The sequence below is a fragment of the Maribellus maritimus genome, assembly GCF_022267315.1.
Classification (GTDB): domain Bacteria; phylum Bacteroidota; class Bacteroidia; order Bacteroidales; family Prolixibacteraceae; genus Draconibacterium; species Draconibacterium maritimum.
Map to the genome: position 1 here is coordinate 290,638 of NZ_JAIKLE010000001.1, position 17,826 is coordinate 308,463.

Genomic DNA, 17,826 nt, shown 5'->3' on the forward strand with positions numbered 1-17,826 from the left:
CAAAAATAAACTTCGTTAACCCGGATATTATGTCTGAAGAATTCCTCCATTACGTTTGGGAACAACATCTTTTTAATTCCCGGCCCTTAGCAACTACTTCAAATCAATCGTTTGAAATTTTGGATACCGGTAAACGGAATTCTGATTCCGGTCCTGATTTTTTCAATGCAAAAATCAGAATTAATGGAACGTTATGGGCCGGAAATATAGAGATTCACAAAAAATCATCTGATTGGTTCCTGCATAACCATCAAAGCGACAAAGCTTACGACAATGTCATTTTACATGTTGTTGAAGAGCACGACAAGCCTGTCTTTCGTACGTCAGGAGAAGAAATCCCCTCGTTTGAAATAAAATACCCCGAACATTTGAAAACCAATTATCAGAAACTGCTTGATGCTAAAACCTGGATTGCCTGTGAAGAACAATTTCACAAAATAAATCCGGTAATTCTGCAACTCGGATTTAACCGGCTGATGATTGAACGGCTGGAAAATAAAACAGGTGAAATAATGCAGCGGCTAGAGCAAAATAACAACAACTGGAACGAAACATTTTACCAGGGACTTACCCGGATGTTTGGTTTTAAAGTAAACAATCTTCCTTTTGAGCTACTTGCAAAATCGCTGCCCATTTCAACGCTGGCAAAACACAAAAGTAATCTTTTTCAGCTCGAAGCTTTGCTATTTGGAAATTCGGGTTTGCTAAACCAGCAACTTCTCGGCGATGATTATTATCTGAAACTCAGAGAGGAATTTTCCTTTTTATACCAGAAATACAAATTGGTTCCTATTGAAGGCCACCTGTGGAAATTTATGCGATTACGCCCCGTTAATTTTCCAACTGTACGAATTTCACAACTGGCTGCGTTGATCCATCGTTCGCAGAGTTTGTTTTCAAAGATTATTGAAATTGATTCTCTCGAAAAACTAAAAGAACTATTTGATGTTCAGGCTTCGGAATACTGGAATTCTCACTACAACTTTAATAAAGAATCTCAAAAAAACACAACAAAAAGACTTGGGGAAAGTGCTGTAAACATTCTAATTATTAATGTAGTAATTCCATTTCTTTTTGTTTATGGCGAAACACAAAATAAAACGCAATTAAAAAACCGGGCACTTGACTTTCTTGAACAATTGCCTCCTGAAAAAAATTCGATTACAACAAAATGGGAAAAACTGGGAATAGAAAGTCGTTCCGCATTTGAATCACAGGCACTGATTCAGTTAAAAAACATACATTGCGAAAAGAAAAATTGTTTAAATTGCCAAATAGGTGTTAAACTTGTAAAAATCAATATTGATTCAACCGGATGAGCCAACCGTATAATAAATTCCAGGAAGTATCGAGCCGAACCTTACAAATCGGAGTTGGTCTTTTGCTTTCGATTGTTACATTCGGAACTTTAGGTTATCACCTTCTGGAAGGGATGAATCTTCTTGACAGTCTGTACATGACTGTTATTACCATTTCTACCGTAGGATTTAAGGAAGTGGGTGCCGAACCACTTTCTCAACAGGGAAAAATTTTTACAATGGGTTTAATCATTACAAGCTTGGGGAGTTTGGCCTACGTGGGATCAAATATGGCGAGGTTTGTTTTTGATGGCGAATTGGCAAACTATATAAAAACATACAGGGTGGACAAAAAAATTGCAAAACTAAAAAACCACGTAATTATTGTGGGCTACGGCCGGAATGGCGAGCAGGCCGCCTTGGAACTGGCCGAACATGGAGTAAATTTTGTTATTGTAGACAAACGCGATAATGTGATTTCAAGGGTGCGCGAAAATCCCGAATTACTATACATCAAGGGAGATGCAACACATGAAGAAATTCTGGAGCAGGCTCAGGTATACAACGCCCGTGCTTTAATTGCCACAACACCCGACGATGCCGACAATGTATTTGTTGTATTAACTGCCCGAAGTATGAATCCGAACTTAACCATTATCAGCCGCGCCTCCGAACTTGAATCGCAAATGAAACTAAAACGGGCAGGAGCAACCAACGTGATAATGCCCGAGCGGATTGGCGGACAACGAATGGCAAAACTGGTTCACCAACCCGATGTAGTAGAATTTCTGGAATATGTTCTTTTACAAAAATCGCAGGATGTGAGTCTGGAAGAGCTTTCCTGTAAAAATCTGGCACAACGTTTTGTTGGAAAATCAATTGCCGAGTTGAAGGTAAGAGAAGTTTCAGGAGCAAATATTATTGGAATAAAAATTAGTGGTGCCCGATACGTTTTTAATCCCGACCCCAAAATGATATTATCACGCAACGACCAGCTTTTTGTTCTGGGAAATCCCACACAAATTAGTAAGCTGAAGGAAGTGATGATTTCTGATGACTAGAAATTACGAGTTCTGACTTTTTTTAGACTCTTCAAATTATGAAATTTATATACAACAAATTCCCTGACGATGAAAATTTTAGTCCTGAAAAAGATAAATGGACTCCGTTAAAAGAACCTGATAACTTATGGACTTCGCAATTATGGGCGCTTCCATTTATGATAATCAATCCCCTGGTTATAATTCTTATTTTAAAAATTATGGGGATTACTTTTGCACTAGAGCCAGCCAACATATTTTTATCTTTCCTTATATTAATGCCAATTCACGAATTTATCCATGCTCTTTTCTTTCCCGAGAAACTAAAATCGGATAATATCTTCGTTGGCTTTACAATGGCAGGTTTTGCATTTTTCGCAGCTTACATTGGTGAAATGAAACGAAACCGTTTTATTGTAATACTACTTGCCCCGCTTATTATTATTTCCCTACTCGGAATTATTATTTTGGCGCTTGTTGGTAGTAATAGTCTTTTGGAGCATATTATTGTGTGGAATTCATTTGGCGCCTGTGTGGATTGCCTGGGCGTTTTTATGGTATCCAGACAAGTCCCGCGCAATGCTTATGTTAGAAATAAAAAAATCAGAACTTACTGGAGAATATAAAAATCGGAGGTGATCTCCAAAACGAACTTTGCCGGAGGAGCAATTCAAGCCGGGAAGAAAGATACAACTGTAGCGTATAAAGTAATCAGAAGCAATCCAACTTTACGATACACTGTCCGAAGAGTTGGAAATGGAAGTACTGTTTTGTTTTCGATAAACAACGGAAAAAATAGCATCCCCAACTATATCGACTTTTCGAATAACGGCGGCGTATTTCATGTTACGGGGAATAAAAAAGGATATGAGAATATTACTTTTCCGTTCAAATGCGAGGTAAATAGTTCTGTCAACTATATGGTTAACCAGTTTAATAATAAAGGTGCCTTATTAAACGATTTTGAAATAGAAATTTACGAGCCCGGTTTTTGGGAAGTAAATTTCAGATTCAAAATATAACACTCATTATCTCTCTGGTTCTGCATCATATTTCTGAATAAAATCGGTAGAAAGCACTCTGAATTCGGTACGCCGGTTGATGGCTTTTGCAATTTCCTGTTGTTCCGGTGTTAACTGGTTGATAAATTCTTCCGTTAATTCATCGTTTCTTTTTAGAAAATCGTATTCACGGGCCATTTCTCTTGTTACCGTTTTGGGCCACGTTTCTCCATATCCTTTTGCAACCAATCGCTGGGGGTTAATCCCTTTTTCAATGAGGTAATCAACAACACTTTGTGCACGTTTCTGTGAAAGATCGAAATTAAACAGATCGCTTCCAACGTGGTCAGTATGTGCCATCAATTCAATTGTAATTGTAGGATTAAATATAAGAATTTGCACAAGTGTATCAAGCGCAATCTTTGATTCGGGCAACAACTCCCAGCTACCAAACTCGTAATTAATATTCTCCACCTTTATCGGAGCATCAGTTGGAGTGAGATACATATTAAATGTAAAATCTTTACTGTCTTCCAGGCCAATTGTATTTGCTGCTGCTTTATCACGTAAATAGCCATCTTTAAATGCTGCGAAAATATACTCGGTTTCGGGTTGAAGTTTTAGTTGGAATTTTCCGTTTTTGGTTCGCATTTTCAGATTTGTTCCATCTGTTCCAATAATTCGGACTGTTACGCCATCAATTTTGTTTCCGCTTTCCTTATCAAACACCTCACCACTTGCCTGAAAAATTTTTGGTGGAACCAGAAAAGAATACAAATCATCTCCCCGCGAACCTTTCCGGTTGGAAGAAAACATTCCTTTGTTTTCCCCCTGAACAAACGCAATTCCAAAGTCATCGCCAGGTGAATTCATTGGCGATCCCATATTATTAACTACCCAATCTCCATCTTCATTTGTATTGGCAACAAAAATATCAAACCCACCCATCCCCATATGATAATTGGATGAAAAATACAATTCACCGTTATCTCTTACAAATGGAAACATTTCATCGCCAGGTGTATTAATAACCGGCCCAAGGTTTACCGGATTACTGAAACTCCCACCGGAGCCCTGCGCCATCCATATATCTTTTCCTCCCTGCCCACCCGGCATATCAGAAACAAAATATAACACCGTCTCATCCGGGCTAAATGCAGGATGTGCAGTAACAATACTGTCGCCGGCAACTTGAATTTTTATAGGCTCCGACCAATTTCCTCTCGATTGGGATGTGGAATACAATTCGGTTCCCATAGCCTGTGTTTTTTCATAACGACAGCGGGTAAAAATCATCTGTTCTCCTGTTGATGACAGAGTGGCTGCACCTTCCTCATCGCCTGTGTTGATTACAAAATTTTCCTCCAGCAATTTTGGTTCTTCCCATTTTTGGCGCTGGATTCCAAAAGTTGCACGAAACAAATCAGCATAATCCTGCCCGGTAATCATACTTTCCTTCTTACCGGTAGCAGCTTTACGGGTAGAGGTGAAAATTACTTCATTATCGCGACCACCAACGAACACCGGTGCATAATCACTTTCCCGTGAGTTAATTTCCTTTATCGGATTTATGATATGACGTGTGGGGTGAGCTACCCACTCCTGCGTCTTCCGAATCGCTTCCAAACCAGCTTGTGCTCTTTCATCACCCGGAACTGAATCAAGGAAAATACGGTAATTTTCAATTGCCTCTTCATAGTCCTGGGCGGCTCTCAACATTTCGGCATTGTAATAGATAGCAATTGGATCGGGGTAACCGCGTCGGATAGCATTTTTATAATACAAAGCTGCCATTTCATAATCGCCTATATAACGGTAACATTCTGCCAGCGAAAAGGCATATTCCATGCGCTTTGTACGATCTTTTTCCTTTCGGCTGGCCTTTCTGTATTTTTCAATGGCTTTGTAATATTCACCGATATCATGAGCCAACAATGCGTCTCTTCCAAGCTTGCTGGCTCCGCAAGAAGCCAAAAATAAAACGATAAAAAAAAGTAGCGCTAATCTGATTAACTTCATACCCATCCAAAATTTCGGGAAGTAAAAGTAAATGTTTTTTTTTAATGACTGTTACAATAACGTCTCTTTAGGCAGATAAGTATATCAGATTTGTCTGAATTTTCATTAATTTATAATCATCTTCTCAATCTATGAAAAGGCCTCCACTTTTAATGAGGTAAAATATCCTTCTACTTAACTTTTATGCTTGCTGACTTAAAAATAAATTTAGCCCTCCTCCCGAAAAAAGCATTATTAAAAATTAATAGCAAAAAAAAGGTCCCTCAACAGCGAAACCTTTCTCTCAAATTATTATGCAGTTATTTAGCGAACAAACAACAACTCTCGATATTTTGGAAGTGGCCACTTTTCATTATCAACGATCAATTCCAGCTTATCGACATGATAACGGATTTCATCAAGAAATGGTTTTACATTGGTATCGTAAGCTTTTGCCTTTTCTTTAACATCTTCCACAACGTTAGCAACCTTTCTTGCCTCAATCATCTCTTTTCGAAGCGCTTTTATTGCAGAAATATGTTCCCCGATTTCTTTTATCAATTCTTTTCTTGCTCCAGCTAAAGAATTAAATTCATCAGCAGAAAATACCTCTTTCAGGTTTTTTACATTTTCCAGCAGCATGGTTTGATATTCAACAGCAGTTGGAACGATATGATTGATTGCCAGGTCTCCCAAAACACGAGCCTCAATCTGTATTTTCATTACAAATTTTTCGTATTCAACTTCCACTCTTCCGTGTAGCTCCGACTCATTAAAGACTCCCATTGAATTAAACAGAGCGATACTTTCCGGACGAAGATAAGAAGCCAGCGAATCAGGCACATTGGTAATATTTGTAAGTCCTCTTTTTTTCGCCTCATCCACCCAGTCGGCACTATATCCGTCGCCATTAAACCGGATAGGTTTCGAGTCGATTATCAGGCCTTTTAAAGTCTGAAAGATAGCTTCATCCTTTTTAACTCCCTCTTCAATAAGTTTATCAACCGCCTTCTTAAAATCTATTAACTGATTAGCAACTACTGTATTCAGTACAATAAGCGCCGATGCGTTATTGGCCGAAGACCCAACAGCACGAAATTCAAAACGATTACCGGTAAATGCAAAAGGAGACGTGCGGTTACGGTCGGTATTGTCAAGAATAATTTCAGGAATCCGACCAATATTTAGTTTTAATGCTGTTTTTTCATCTGGTGTCATTTTTCGGTCAACCACCGCTTCTTCCATTAAATCGAGCATTTTTGAAACTTCAGTTCCCAGAAAAACCGATAAAATAGAAGGAGGTGCTTCATTTGCTCCCAAACGATGTGAATTTGACGCATTCAAAATACTAGCCCTTAATAAATCCTGGTTGTCGTAAACCGCTTTTAAAGTGTTTACAACAAAAGTGAGAAACTGTAAATTTGTTTTTGGATTTTTCCCGGGTGAATACAAATTCACTCCCGTATTTGTGGAAAGTGACCAATTATTATGTTTCCCGGACCCATTAATTCCCGAAAATGGTTTTTCATGAAAAAGTATTCTGAATTTATGACGACGGGCTATTTTTTGCATAATGTCCATCATCAATTGGTTATGATCATTTGAAAGATTTGCTTCCTCAAAAATCGGGGCCACTTCAAACTGATTGGGAGCCACCTCATTGTGTCTTGTTTTAATAGGGATACCCAGTTTGTAAGCCTCATTTTCAACATCCTGCATAAAACGATTAACACGTGTTGGGATGGATGAAAAATAATGATCGTCCAACTGTTGATCTTTTGATGATGCGTGCCCCATTAACGTGCGTCCGGTCAACACCAGGTCAGGGCGAGCCATATACAAAGCTTCATCAATAAGAAAGTATTCCTGTTCCCAGCCCAGATTTGCCTGCACATGAGTAACATTTTTATCGAAGTACTGACAAACGGCAGTAGCAGCTTTATCGACAGTTCCCAATGCGCGCAAAAGCGGAGTTTTAAAATCAAGCGCTTCACCTGTATACGATATAAATATGGTTGGGATGGTTAAAGTTGTTTCGCTGATAAAAGCGGGAGAGGTCGGATCCCAGGCAGTATAGCCGCGGGCTTCAAATGTTTGACGAATTCCGCCACTTGGAAACGACGATGCATCGGGTTCCTGCTGAGCGAGCAATTTCCCTGAAAACGATTCAATAACACCTCCGTCAGCGCCATTGACGATAAAAGCATCATGTTTTTCCGCTGTTCCGTCGGTCAACGGATGAAACCAGTGTGTATAATGTGTCGCGCCATTTTCTATTGCCCAGGCTTTCATTCCCTGTGCCACCTGATCAGCCATCTTCCGATCGATGGTTGTTCCATTTTCTATCGCGTCCACTACCGATTTATATGCTTCACGCGATAAATATTTTTTCATTTTTGTCTGGTCGAATACCAGCATTCCAAAATAATCGGAAACTAAATTGTCTTCTCTAACAAATTCCACAGGTTGGCGATTGAGGACTTCCTTCAACGCATTAAATCTGAATTGAGCCATGTCTGTAAAGTATTAAGTCTGTTAATTTTATTAAGTTGAATTCAAAATTAATATATTTTCCATCACACCCCATCAAAATCTTAAACTCAAACTCAAAAAAAATCACACATTTCCATCACACACCCCTAAAAACCGACAACCTGTAGAGAAAAAAAATAAAATTCTCAAAAATCATAATATCTTATCTCTTTATTTCGATTTTTACTTTAAAAGCGTTTTTATGCCCTTCTGTATCGATTTTCGACAAAATGAATTTGATATTTGCTGAAACATCAATTATTTTACTTAAAATTTCAGGAAGAAATGAACGAGGAAGAAATGAACGAGGAAGAAATTATAAAAAAAATCAAGGAATCGGACCATTTAAAAATTAAGTACGGGATACCCGATGTAGATGGGATTTTGAGAAGCAAATACATTCACAAAAATAAATTTTTAGAAACTGCTAAAAGTGAAATTGGATTTTGCGACGTAGTTTTTGGATGGGATTCCGGTGACCTGTGCTATGACAACTCAATGGTTACCGGCTGGCATTCGGGTTACCCGGATGCCAAAGCAAAATTAGACATTGCGACGTTTCGTGAAATTCCATGGGAAAATGATGTTCCGTTTTTTATTGCCGATTTTAGCAACGATGAAAAATACGCATCAACCTCTTGTCCGCGAAGTTTATTAAAACGCGTAAAAAAACAGTGTAGCGAAATGGGATTTAAAGCCATTTTTGCCCAGGAATTTGAATGGTTCAATTTTAGAGGTACACCTTCTGAAATTCATGATTCTGATTTTCATCAATTGCAGCCCATTACTCCTGGAATGTTTGGGTATTCCGGGATACGAACATCTTTAAACCAAAATTATGTTGCCGAGTTATTTGACCTTCTTGAAAAATTCAATGTGCCGGTTGAAGGAATTCACACAGAGACGGGCCCCGGAGTTTATGAGGCAACCGTAATTTACGATGATATTTTGGCAGCGGCTGATAAAGCAATGCTTTTTAAAACGAGTGTGAAAGAAATTGCTTACCTACATAACTTTGTTGCTACTTTTATGGCCAAGTGGAATGCAAATCTTCCAGGCTGCGGAGGACATATTCATCAAAGTTTGTGGGATGAATCGGGAACCAGAAATTTATTTTTTTCAGAAAAAGAGAATTTAAAAACAACAGAGTTACAGGAGCATTATATTGCGGGGCAGTTAGTTTGTCTCCCTGAAATTTTACCCATGTATGCTCCGAACGTAAACAGTTACAAACGAATTGGGCACGGCGACTGGGCTCCGGCAACACCAACATGGGGTATTGATAACCGGACTGCAGCAATCAGGGTGATTCCGGGCAGCAAAAAATCGTCAAGAATTGAACTTCGTGTACCTGGTGCCGACACAAATGCTTATCTTGCTATGGCTGCCTCGCTGGCCTCCGGACTTTACGGCATTAAGAACAAAATAAAACTTGAAACACCTGATACAAAGGGAAATGCATACAATGAAACAGGAAAAGGAAGGCTTTCCACAAACCTGGCTGATGCAACAGAAAAGATGGTAAATTCCACTGTCGCCAGAGAACTTTTTGGAGCAGCCTTCGTGGAGCATTTCACCAAAACACGTGAATGGGAATGGCGACAGTTTGAGAAGAATGTTTCCGACTGGGAATTAAAGCGATATTTTGAAATAATTTAACCGATATCAAGAATCTGAAGAACAGATGCAAAAAATAGATCCACTCTTAATAATAAGATATGCCTGGCGCGAATTTGACGACAGACATGAAATAAAAGGTATTTACGATGTTAGTGCACACGTATCTACCAACCAGGTATATAAAGTTTCGTTTTACGAAAGAGAACCAGTTTTTGCCAAACTTTCTGACTATGGTAGATTTGACGATTTCAGAGAAGATCATATTATCATCAACAACCTGGCAAACAACCTTGAAATGCCATACCAGAATTTTCTCGCTCAATCATTGGTGAAAAAGAACGAACTTTTTATTTACCGGTTTCATCAGGTTGAAAACAGCGCATGGGTTATTTTTTATAATCCGATAAAGATTCGAAACAAACTCCCGCGCCGCCTGGAAGAAAAACACATAAAAAAACTTGGAAGAGAACTTGCAAGATTTCATAAAGCTTGTACAAATATTTGCAACCAACTCCCCAATCCTTCAAAAACGGTAATTACCGATATCCATCATCTTCAGAAATCGATTGAGAGAAATGAAATTGAGATGGATGAATCGCACAAAACCACGATTCAAAAACATTGTGAATATTTTCTTGTAAACGCAGATAAAGTAAACTATGCAAGTGAATTTGAAAACATACCAGTATTTGTTGACTGGAATATTGGAAATTTTTCGATTACCGGCGATGGAAAATTTCACTCGCGATGGGATTACGATTGGTTCCGGATGTCTTCACGGGTAATGGATTTCTATTTTTTCAGCCGGGTTGTTTCCGATGTCGGAGATCGTACAGTATTCAGTTATCTTGTAAACACTCTGATGGAAGACAGGTTTATGATGTTCCTGAAAGAATATCACAGAATTTATCCTTTAACTGAGCCGGAAGTACGGTTTATAAAGGAAGCTTACCGTTTCTTTATTTTAAACTATGTTGTAAAAGATGGTCCGTATTTTTTCCGCCAATACTATTCGAAAAAATTAATCAAAGAAGCTTACGAAACTTATTTCCCTGCTTTGGATGCAAATTACAGAGTGGAAAAAATACTAAGAGAATTAAATATTTAATCAAAAATAAAATGCGAACAAAAAGTTTCAGAAGTGTAGTTAAAAACTACAAGGCCGTATTTTTTGATGCATTTGGTGTGTTGAAGAATCACAAAGGATTAATCCCCGGTATAGAAAAAACGTTTGAATACCTCGAAAGAAAAGGGATACATTATTATGTATTAACCAACGATTCGTCGAGAAGTCCTGAGGAGCTCGCGAAATGGTACCAAACAAGAGGAATTCATTACATCACTACCGATAAAATTCTTTCTTCAGGAATGCTGGCGATGGAATTCTTTAAAACAAAAGTTACCAATGGAAATTCAGTTGCCTATCTTGGAACAAGTGCTTCAGCGCATTACATTGAATCGGTTGGATTAAATACAATACCCGTTGCCGATGTTGATTTAAACAATCTGGAGCATATTGAATCTTTTGCTTTTTTAGACGATGAAGGATTTAGCTGGAATGATGATTTGAACAAAACAATTAACTTACTTCGGAAAAAAAATATGACAGTTGTTGTTGCAAACACCGATATTAACTACCCGGTGAGCAGAAATGACATTTCGGTTGCCATTGGCGGACTTGCCGACTTGGTTGAAAATATCATCGGAAAAAGTTTTATCCGTTTTGGAAAACCCGATGCACAGATGTTTCTGCTGGCCTACGAACGTGCGTTAAAGGATATTCAGGTAAAAAGAAACGAAATTTTAATGGTTGGCGACACGTTGTTTACTGACATTATTGGCGGCAATAAATTTGGACTGGACACAGCACTGGTTCTTTCAGGAAATACACTTCCAGACATGGCCAAGATAAGAATTGGGAGTTCCGGAATTATCCCAACCTATGTTTGTGATTCGGCGGTTATTGAATAATTCTTGAGTCAAGTACCTTTTTTAGCGCCCGAACCAAAATTTTGTCTTTTTGTCTTCCCTGAGAAGCAGCACGAATATGAAATTTATCTAAACCAACTTTATTGCTGCAGTCGCGAACATAAACACCGTATTCTTCGAGCAATTGTTTTTGAATTTCAGTCGCCGTTGGCCCATGACATATTTTTATTAATAGAAAATTACTCCCCGAAGGATACACTTTTAAGCCATCTATTGCTGAAAGTTTATCATACAAAACGCCCATGTCATCAATCACTTTCTTTCGGGCAACATGATATTCACGATCTGTACTTTTTAATTGAGTCAGAAAATATTCAGCCAAGGTATTGATGTTCCAAACCGGCAGTGCATTTCTAATTTGTTTTAAAAAATCCTTGTTGGAAGTACAGCAATATCCTAACCTTAATCCGGGAATACCACAGTGTTTACTCATACTGCGAACAATCACCAGATTTGGGAACTCCTCCACAAATGGAATCAAACTTGGAATTTCCTTTCCTGAAAAATCAATAAACGATTCGTCAACCAAAATGAGTTTCAGATGTCTCATTTTCTCAAGAAATTCAACCATTTCCTTCACTGAAATAAACTGCCCGGTTGGGTTTCCGGGATTGATAATTAACGCAGAAGTTAATTTTCCCAGATTGATCCATTCCGCGTATTCGTTCAAATTGAGCTGATAATCATTTTCGGCAGGTAGTTGAAACAGTTTTGCCTGATCCAAACTTCTTAATTTTTCAATATATTCTCCAAAAGTTGGAATTGGTATGGCAATACTTTCAATAATATGCTTCTGAAGGAGTGTTATCAACTCAGTCGCACCGTTGCCAACAACCAGATATTCGGGATTTACATTAAGTACCGATGCCAAATCTTTCTGCGCCAGAATAGGATTACTCGACGGATACGATTTAATAACTACCGGTAACTTTTTCTTGAGCTTGCGCAACAGCGAAGTTGTAGGATAATACGGATTGGCAATAAAACAAAAATCAGTTACCTGCTCCAACATTTCCTCTCCGACAATATCAACAAGCGAAGGCGAATGTGAAGTGTCATAAAATAAATGATGATTGATTTTTATTTTCTTTTTATACATTTTGCCGGAAAAATTTACGGTTAAGACCTAAAAAAAAGCTGCCCGCCAATAGGCGAACAGCTTCCGAATATATATAAAAATTCAGTTAAATTCTAGCTTGCACTTTTAACCGTTTTAATAATCCTTGCAGCGATTTTGTATGGATCGCCATTTGAAGCAGGACGACGGTCTTCCAAACGACCTTTCCAACCATCCTCAACAGTTCCAACGGGAATACGGATTGAAGCACCACGGTCAGAAACACCATAGCTGAACTGGTCGATTGACTGAGTTTCGTGTAAACCGGTCAAACGCTGATCGTTGAAAGCTCCGTAAACCTCGATGTGTTCCATGATATGCTTTCCAAATTCTTCACAAATCGATTCAAACACAGCTTTATCGCCACATGTACGCATCAATCCATTTGAGAAGTTAGCGTGCATACCTGAACCATTCCAGTCAAGTTCTTTACCCAGTGGTTTTGGATGCCATTCAACATCAACACCATATTTTTCAGCTGTACGTTCCAAAAGGAAACGCCCCATCCAGATTTGGTCACCTGCACTATGCGCACCTTTTGCAAAAATCTGGAACTCCCACTGACCTGCAGCTACCTCGGCATTGATACCTTCAACATTTAAACCAGCTTCCAAACATAAATCCAGGTGTTCTTCCACAATTTGACGACCAAATGCTTTTGAACCTCCAACACCACAATAATATGGTCCTTGTGGTCCGGGGAAACCTCCAGCCGGAAATCCTAACGGAAGACGGGTTTGTGGATCATACAAGAAATATTCCTGTTCAAAACCGAACCAGAAATCTTCATCTTCTTCTTCAATATGAGCACGTCCATTGGTTTCATGTGGCGTTCCGTCTGGATTCAGTACCTCAGTCATTACCAGATATGCGTTTTTACGATCCGGATCTGGACAAATAAAAACCGGCTTTAACAAAAGATCAGAAGCCCCACCAGTTGCCTGATTGGTTGAAGAACCATCGAATGACCAAACCGGACAATCCTCCAGTTTACCACTAAAATTTTCTTCAATTCTGGTTTTTGCTCTTAGCTGTTGAGTTGGTACAGAACCATCAAGCCAAATGTATTCCAATTTTGATTTCATGATGTAATAATTTATTTATTAATTAAGATATTTTCTAAAAATCCAATACAAAAATATTTTAAAATGAAATTACCAATACCGTTTTTGTAGCAATTTGTAAAAAATTAATACTAATTTCACATTAAAACTAGACTTTTGTCAACTCCCCCCAAGTCCAAGCTACCTAAAAGTAAAATTATATACAATTTTCTGAAAAAAAATTACTTTTTAGCAAGTAAATTTCACAAAATATATATTTTTTTCAACATACCCCCCCCGAAAAAAACTGTCGCCAGAGATAATCTTCAACCAAAGAAAACAGAGCAAATAAAACTCAACCAACAATTTTTCTAACCTATAAATTTTCGATTGTATTTCACTTTAGCCATTTCAACCAGGACGGAAACTTTATTTCTATCTGCACGTTAATAAAAAACTGTAATTTTGCCGGGGCGTTCATACCAAATGATTTTGAATGACAAATAAAATTGAAATCAACAAAATATGGATGTCAACTGATGAAATTTAAAACCAGTAGAGTTGCGGCAACAGGCGGTTTATTCCTGTCGCCGTTTTTTACAATCTTAGCAAACAATTAAAAATTCTTCTCACGTGAGAAATTATTTGGATCATTTTGAAGTTTCAACAGAAACATTACAAAAAGTTATTGCTGCTGCAATGAGCAAAGGAGGCGATTATGCCGATTTATATTTTGAACACAAAACTTCGGGAAACCTCGGACTGGAAGACGGAAAGGTAAACCGGGCATTCTCAAATGTTGATTTTGGAGTCGGCATCCGTGTTTTGAAAGGAGACCAAACAGGCTTTGCTTATACCGAAACATTGTCGTTAAACGAAATGTTAAATGCAGCGAAACTGGCAGCCAGCATTGCAAATGAAAACAGCACTTTTAGACCCAATAAAACAGAGGAAAAAATTCCTTCTGATTTTTACTCCATTTCAAAAAAATGGGACGACATATCCGTTAAAGACAAGGTTCCTTTTGTTCAAAAAATAAACGACAAAGTTTTTGAACTGGACGAAAAAGTGATAAAAGTGAATGCTTTTTTAAATGATGAAACCAGCTATATCCTTTTTTACAGTTCGGAAGGAAGACTTACTTACGATTATAGGCCGATGGTTAATTTTGGAGTTGTTTGTACCATGCAAAAAGGCGACAAAATTGAAAACTTCTATTCTGCCCGTTCTTTTAGGAAAGGATTTGAATGGCTTAACGATGATTTGGTTGCCGAACTGGCACGCGAAGTTGTTGACGGAACCAATCTTTTATTTGAAGCAGGGAAGCCCAAAGCAGGTGAGATGCCCGTGGTAATGGGAGCCGGTGGCTCAGGAATATTACTTCACGAGGCCATCGGGCATACTTTCGAAGCTGATTTTAACCGTAAAGGCACTTCCATTTTTAGTGACAAAATGGGCAAAAAAGTGGCTGAAAATTTTATTAATATTATCGACGACGGAACCTTGCCAAACAATCGCGGTTCCATAAACATTGATGACGAAGGGAATGACGCGCAGAAAACATATCTCGTAAAAGACGGCGTATTAAACAGCTACATTCACGACAGAATCAGCGCTAATCATTATCATGTTACTCCAACCGGAAACGGAAGAAGGGAATCATTCAGGAATGTTCCTCTTCCACGGATGAGAGCAACATACATGGAAGCAGGACCTCACTCAAAAGATGATATTATTTCAAGTGTTGACTATGGTGTTTATGTTGACAACTTTAGCAATGGAGAAGTTAAAATCGGAGCCGGTGATTTTACTTTTTTTGTTAAATCAGGATTTTTAATCGAAAAAGGCAAGTTAACACAGCCCATTAAAGATATTAATATTATAGGTAACGGCCCCGAGGCACTTGCCGATATATCGATGGCAGCCAACGATTATGCAATTGACAACGGAACATGGACATGTGGGAAAAGTGGCCAGTCAGTTCCGGTTACCTGTGGCCTTCCAACAGTTTTGGTAAAAAGTCTTACCGTTGGCGGAACCAATGCCTAAATCAATTGAACAAAAATCCAAAATTTTGAACATCATGACAAAGGAAGAAAAATATATTCTGGCGGAATGGGCCATGAACCATGCTCTTAAAGCCGGAGCCCAGCAAGTTAGTGTAAATATATCGAACAGCAAAAACAGCAGTATTGAAGTACGCGAAGAAAAAATCGACAAGCTGGAACAGGCAACACAAAATAATCTTACCATTCGCTTGTTTGTTGATAAAAAATATTCGGCACATTCTACGAACCGATTAAAAAAGGATGAATTAGCAGGTTTTATAGAGGAAGCCATTGCAGGAACAAAATATCTGGCTGAAGATGAACTCCGCACCTTACCCGAGCCTGAACTGTATTATAAAGGTGATGGGAAAGATCTACAAATTCTTGATACAGCATTTAATTCTGTTTCTCCCGAAAAAAAGATAGAAATGGCATTTGCAGCTGAAAAAGAAGTTTTAGGAACAGATGAAAGAATAATTTCAGTTTCCACTTCATATTACGACGGACTAAATGAAAGGGTGATGCTGGCAAGCAATGGTTTTAAAGGAGATACATCCAGTTCGTATTATGGAATTGACGCCTCCGTTTCAGTAAAAAGTGGAGATGCCCGACCTTCGGCTGACTGGAGTGAAAGCGCTATATTTTTTGACAAACTCTCCAAAAATAATATCGGGAAAATTGCACTTGATAAAGCATTGAAAAAAATAGGGCAGAAAAAAATCGCATCAGGAAAAATGTCGATGATTGTGGAAAATCGTCAAATGGGAAGAATTTTTGGCCCCTTAGTTTCAGCGCTTAGAGGTTCTGCAATTCAACAAAAAAACTCATTTCTGATTGACAAACTGGGGAAAAGGGTGATTTCAGAAAAACTCTCTGTAACCGACAATCCATTTGTTATTGGAGGTCGTGGCTCCCGGCACTTTGATGGAGAGGGCCTGGCAACGACAAAGAGGACCATTTTTGACAAAGGTATTTTAAAAACCTATTACATAGACACTTATTACGCAAAAAAGTTGAACACTGAACCAACAAGCGGGAGCATTACAAACCTGGTTTTTGAAACAGGAAATAAAGATTTGCAAGGCTTGATACATGCCGTAAAAAAGGGAGTTCTGGTTACCGGATTCAACGGCGGAAACAGCAATGGGACAACGGGAGACTTCTCTTTTGGAATTGAAGGTTTTTTAATTAAGAACGGGGAGATTATTCAACCTGTTTCGGAAATGAATATTACCGGAAATATGCTTGAGTTATGGTCAAATATTGGTGAAATTGGAAATGATATAAATACCAATTCGTCGTGGCTCATTCCCTCAGTATTATTTGAAAGCGTTGATTTTAGCGGTACGTAAAAACACGTCAGACCAGTTAACATAAAAAAAACAGCACCTGAATTTGTGCCATTTTTTTATATTTAAGTAGTATTTTTAGTCTTTTACCTGTTGTCAACAATCAGCTTTTAACTGTTCTTTCTCCGACAAATTCTCACTAAAAAGCCTTGCCTTATCAAACACAAATCAATTATATTTTGGAATAATAATATTTGCAGTTTTAAAAACATTAGGAGTAAAGCACAACATTTATAAAAAGCATGGTTCCACCAAAAATAAAGGCGAACAAAAATCAGAGACATTTACCTGATTTTTTGGCTCCTTGCTGAAAAACTTGAAATTTAAAAAACTTCTATTGTTTTCGGCGTTAAGTTTGTTAAGTGTTTTTTTCTTCAGTGAGCTACGGGTTGTTCGATCTAAAAACATTTGTAAATCAAAATCTTTTGCTATTTTTGCACCCGATTAATTTTAAGCCGTTGTTATCTAACGCGATGCTGCGGCTTAAACATTGTATAATTAAAATTGTTCTTTTAAAAATGTATTTAACATCAGAGAAAAAAACAGAGCTTTTTACCAAATATGGTAAAAATGAAAAAGACACTGGCAGCACAGAAGGCCAGATTGCATTGTTCACTTTCAGGATTAACCACCTGACAGAACATTTGAAACAAAACAAAAAGGATCACAGCACACGACGTGCTTTGATTAAACTGGTAGGGAAACGACGCAGCTTGCTCGACTACCTGAAAAGCAAAGATATTGAACGTTATCGTTCGCTGATTAAAGAATTGAACTTACGTAAGTAAAAT

14 protein-coding genes are annotated in these 17,826 nt (G+C 38.1%); 10 read left to right on the top strand and 4 right to left on the bottom strand.

What is annotated here, in order from left to right:
* The first annotated feature begins 29 nt into the window (after window positions 1-29).
* From K5G00_RS01245 to K5G00_RS01260, 4 genes are read left to right on the top strand one after another with little or no spacing between them, the layout of a single operon-like run.
* On the top strand, window positions 30-1,319 hold the full coding sequence (locus K5G00_RS01245; RefSeq protein ID WP_238763558.1) for a DUF2851 family protein: 1,290 nt from the start codon (window positions 30-32) through the stop codon (window positions 1,317-1,319).
* The gene (locus K5G00_RS01250; RefSeq protein ID WP_238763560.1) at window positions 1,316-2,359 is read left to right on the top strand and encodes a potassium channel family protein; all 1,044 of its coding nucleotides are present in this window, start codon (window positions 1,316-1,318) and stop codon (window positions 2,357-2,359) included. Before K5G00_RS01245 ends, K5G00_RS01250 begins: the two co-directional genes overlap by 4 nt.
* A 38-nt stretch (window positions 2,360-2,397) precedes the next feature.
* Window positions 2,398-2,964, top strand: a complete 567-nt coding sequence (locus K5G00_RS01255) for a DUF3267 domain-containing protein (protein WP_238763562.1) — start codon at window positions 2,398-2,400, stop codon at window positions 2,962-2,964.
* Window positions 2,965-2,973: 9 nt separating this feature from the next.
* On the top strand, window positions 2,974-3,360 hold the full coding sequence (locus K5G00_RS01260) for a hypothetical protein (RefSeq protein WP_238763566.1): 387 nt from the start codon (window positions 2,974-2,976) through the stop codon (window positions 3,358-3,360).
* A 6-nt stretch (window positions 3,361-3,366) separates the two neighbouring features.
* On the opposite strand, the gene porE is transcribed toward K5G00_RS01260, so the two are convergent.
* Window positions 3,367-5,358, bottom strand: coding sequence for a PorE family type IX secretion system protein (gene porE, locus K5G00_RS01265; RefSeq protein ID WP_238763568.1), 1,992 nt, complete (start codon window positions 5,356-5,358; stop codon window positions 3,367-3,369).
* 303 nt (window positions 5,359-5,661) lie between these two features.
* Entirely contained in the window at window positions 5,662-7,851 is a 2,190-nt protein-coding gene (locus tag K5G00_RS01270; RefSeq protein WP_238763570.1) for a glutamine synthetase III family protein, read from the bottom strand.
* A 303-nt stretch (window positions 7,852-8,154) separates the two neighbouring features.
* Between K5G00_RS01270 and K5G00_RS01275 the strand changes: the two genes are divergently transcribed.
* The 3 genes from K5G00_RS01275 to K5G00_RS01285 are packed head-to-tail and all read left to right on the top strand — an operon-like array spanning window position 8,155 to window position 11,460.
* Complete coding sequence (locus K5G00_RS01275) at window positions 8,155-9,528, top strand: glutamine synthetase family protein (protein WP_238763572.1); 1,374 nt, start codon at window positions 8,155-8,157, stop codon at window positions 9,526-9,528.
* A gap of 25 nt (window positions 9,529-9,553) precedes the next feature.
* On the top strand, window positions 9,554-10,597 hold the full coding sequence (locus tag K5G00_RS01280) for a hypothetical protein (protein ID WP_238763574.1): 1,044 nt from the start codon (window positions 9,554-9,556) through the stop codon (window positions 10,595-10,597).
* Window positions 10,598-10,608: 11 nt separating this feature from the next.
* Window positions 10,609-11,460, top strand: a complete 852-nt coding sequence (locus tag K5G00_RS01285; RefSeq protein WP_238763576.1) for an HAD-IIA family hydrolase — start codon at window positions 10,609-10,611, stop codon at window positions 11,458-11,460.
* Here the strand turns inward: K5G00_RS01285 and K5G00_RS01290 are convergent.
* Window positions 11,450-12,577 carry a pyridoxal phosphate-dependent aminotransferase gene (locus K5G00_RS01290; protein WP_238763578.1) on the bottom strand — a complete coding sequence of 376 codons (1,128 nt, stop codon included), beginning with the start codon at window positions 12,575-12,577 and terminating at the stop codon, window positions 11,450-11,452. The two genes, K5G00_RS01285 and K5G00_RS01290, sit on opposite strands and share 11 nt — an antisense overlap.
* Before the next feature lie 92 nt (window positions 12,578-12,669).
* Complete coding sequence (locus K5G00_RS01295) at window positions 12,670-13,680, bottom strand: glutamine synthetase beta-grasp domain-containing protein (RefSeq protein ID WP_238763580.1); 1,011 nt, start codon at window positions 13,678-13,680, stop codon at window positions 12,670-12,672.
* Window positions 13,681-14,271: 591 nt separating this feature from the next.
* Between K5G00_RS01295 and K5G00_RS01300 the strand changes: the two genes are divergently transcribed.
* The 3 genes from K5G00_RS01300 to rpsO all read left to right on the top strand — a co-directional run bounded on the left by K5G00_RS01300 (window position 14,272) and on the right by rpsO (window position 17,823).
* Window positions 14,272-15,687 (top strand): TldD/PmbA family protein, encoded by a 1,416-nt coding sequence (locus K5G00_RS01300; protein WP_238763583.1) that lies wholly within the window; start codon window positions 14,272-14,274, stop codon window positions 15,685-15,687.
* Between the two features lie 34 nt (window positions 15,688-15,721).
* Window positions 15,722-17,038: a TldD/PmbA family protein gene (locus K5G00_RS01305; protein WP_238763585.1), complete on the top strand. Its 1,317-nt coding sequence runs from the start codon at window positions 15,722-15,724 to the stop codon at window positions 17,036-17,038.
* Between the two features lie 515 nt (window positions 17,039-17,553).
* On the top strand, window positions 17,554-17,823 hold the full coding sequence (gene rpsO / locus K5G00_RS01310; RefSeq protein WP_158868311.1) for a 30S ribosomal protein S15: 270 nt from the start codon (window positions 17,554-17,556) through the stop codon (window positions 17,821-17,823).
* Window positions 17,824-17,826 lie beyond the last annotated feature (3 nt).

Coding starts and splice junctions, on each gene's coding strand:
- K5G00_RS01245 (WP_238763558.1), top strand. CDS start 30: ATGTCTGAAGAATTCCTCCATTACGTTTGGGAACAACATCTTTTTAAT.
- K5G00_RS01250 (WP_238763560.1), top strand. CDS start 1,316: ATGAGCCAACCGTATAATAAATTCCAGGAAGTATCGAGCCGAACCTTA.
- K5G00_RS01255 (WP_238763562.1), top strand. CDS start 2,398: ATGAAATTTATATACAACAAATTCCCTGACGATGAAAATTTTAGTCCT.
- porE (WP_238763568.1), bottom strand. CDS start 5,358: ATGAAGTTAATCAGATTAGCGCTACTTTTTTTTATCGTTTTATTTTTG.
- K5G00_RS01270 (WP_238763570.1), bottom strand. CDS start 7,851: ATGGCTCAATTCAGATTTAATGCGTTGAAGGAAGTCCTCAATCGCCAA.
- K5G00_RS01275 (WP_238763572.1), top strand. CDS start 8,155: ATGAACGAGGAAGAAATGAACGAGGAAGAAATTATAAAAAAAATCAAG.
- K5G00_RS01280 (WP_238763574.1), top strand. CDS start 9,554: ATGCAAAAAATAGATCCACTCTTAATAATAAGATATGCCTGGCGCGAA.
- K5G00_RS01285 (WP_238763576.1), top strand. CDS start 10,609: ATGCGAACAAAAAGTTTCAGAAGTGTAGTTAAAAACTACAAGGCCGTA.
- K5G00_RS01290 (WP_238763578.1), bottom strand. CDS start 12,577: ATGTATAAAAAGAAAATAAAAATCAATCATCATTTATTTTATGACACT.
- K5G00_RS01295 (WP_238763580.1), bottom strand. CDS start 13,680: ATGAAATCAAAATTGGAATACATTTGGCTTGATGGTTCTGTACCAACT.
- K5G00_RS01305 (WP_238763585.1), top strand. CDS start 15,722: ATGACAAAGGAAGAAAAATATATTCTGGCGGAATGGGCCATGAACCAT.
- rpsO (WP_158868311.1), top strand. CDS start 17,554: ATGTATTTAACATCAGAGAAAAAAACAGAGCTTTTTACCAAATATGGT.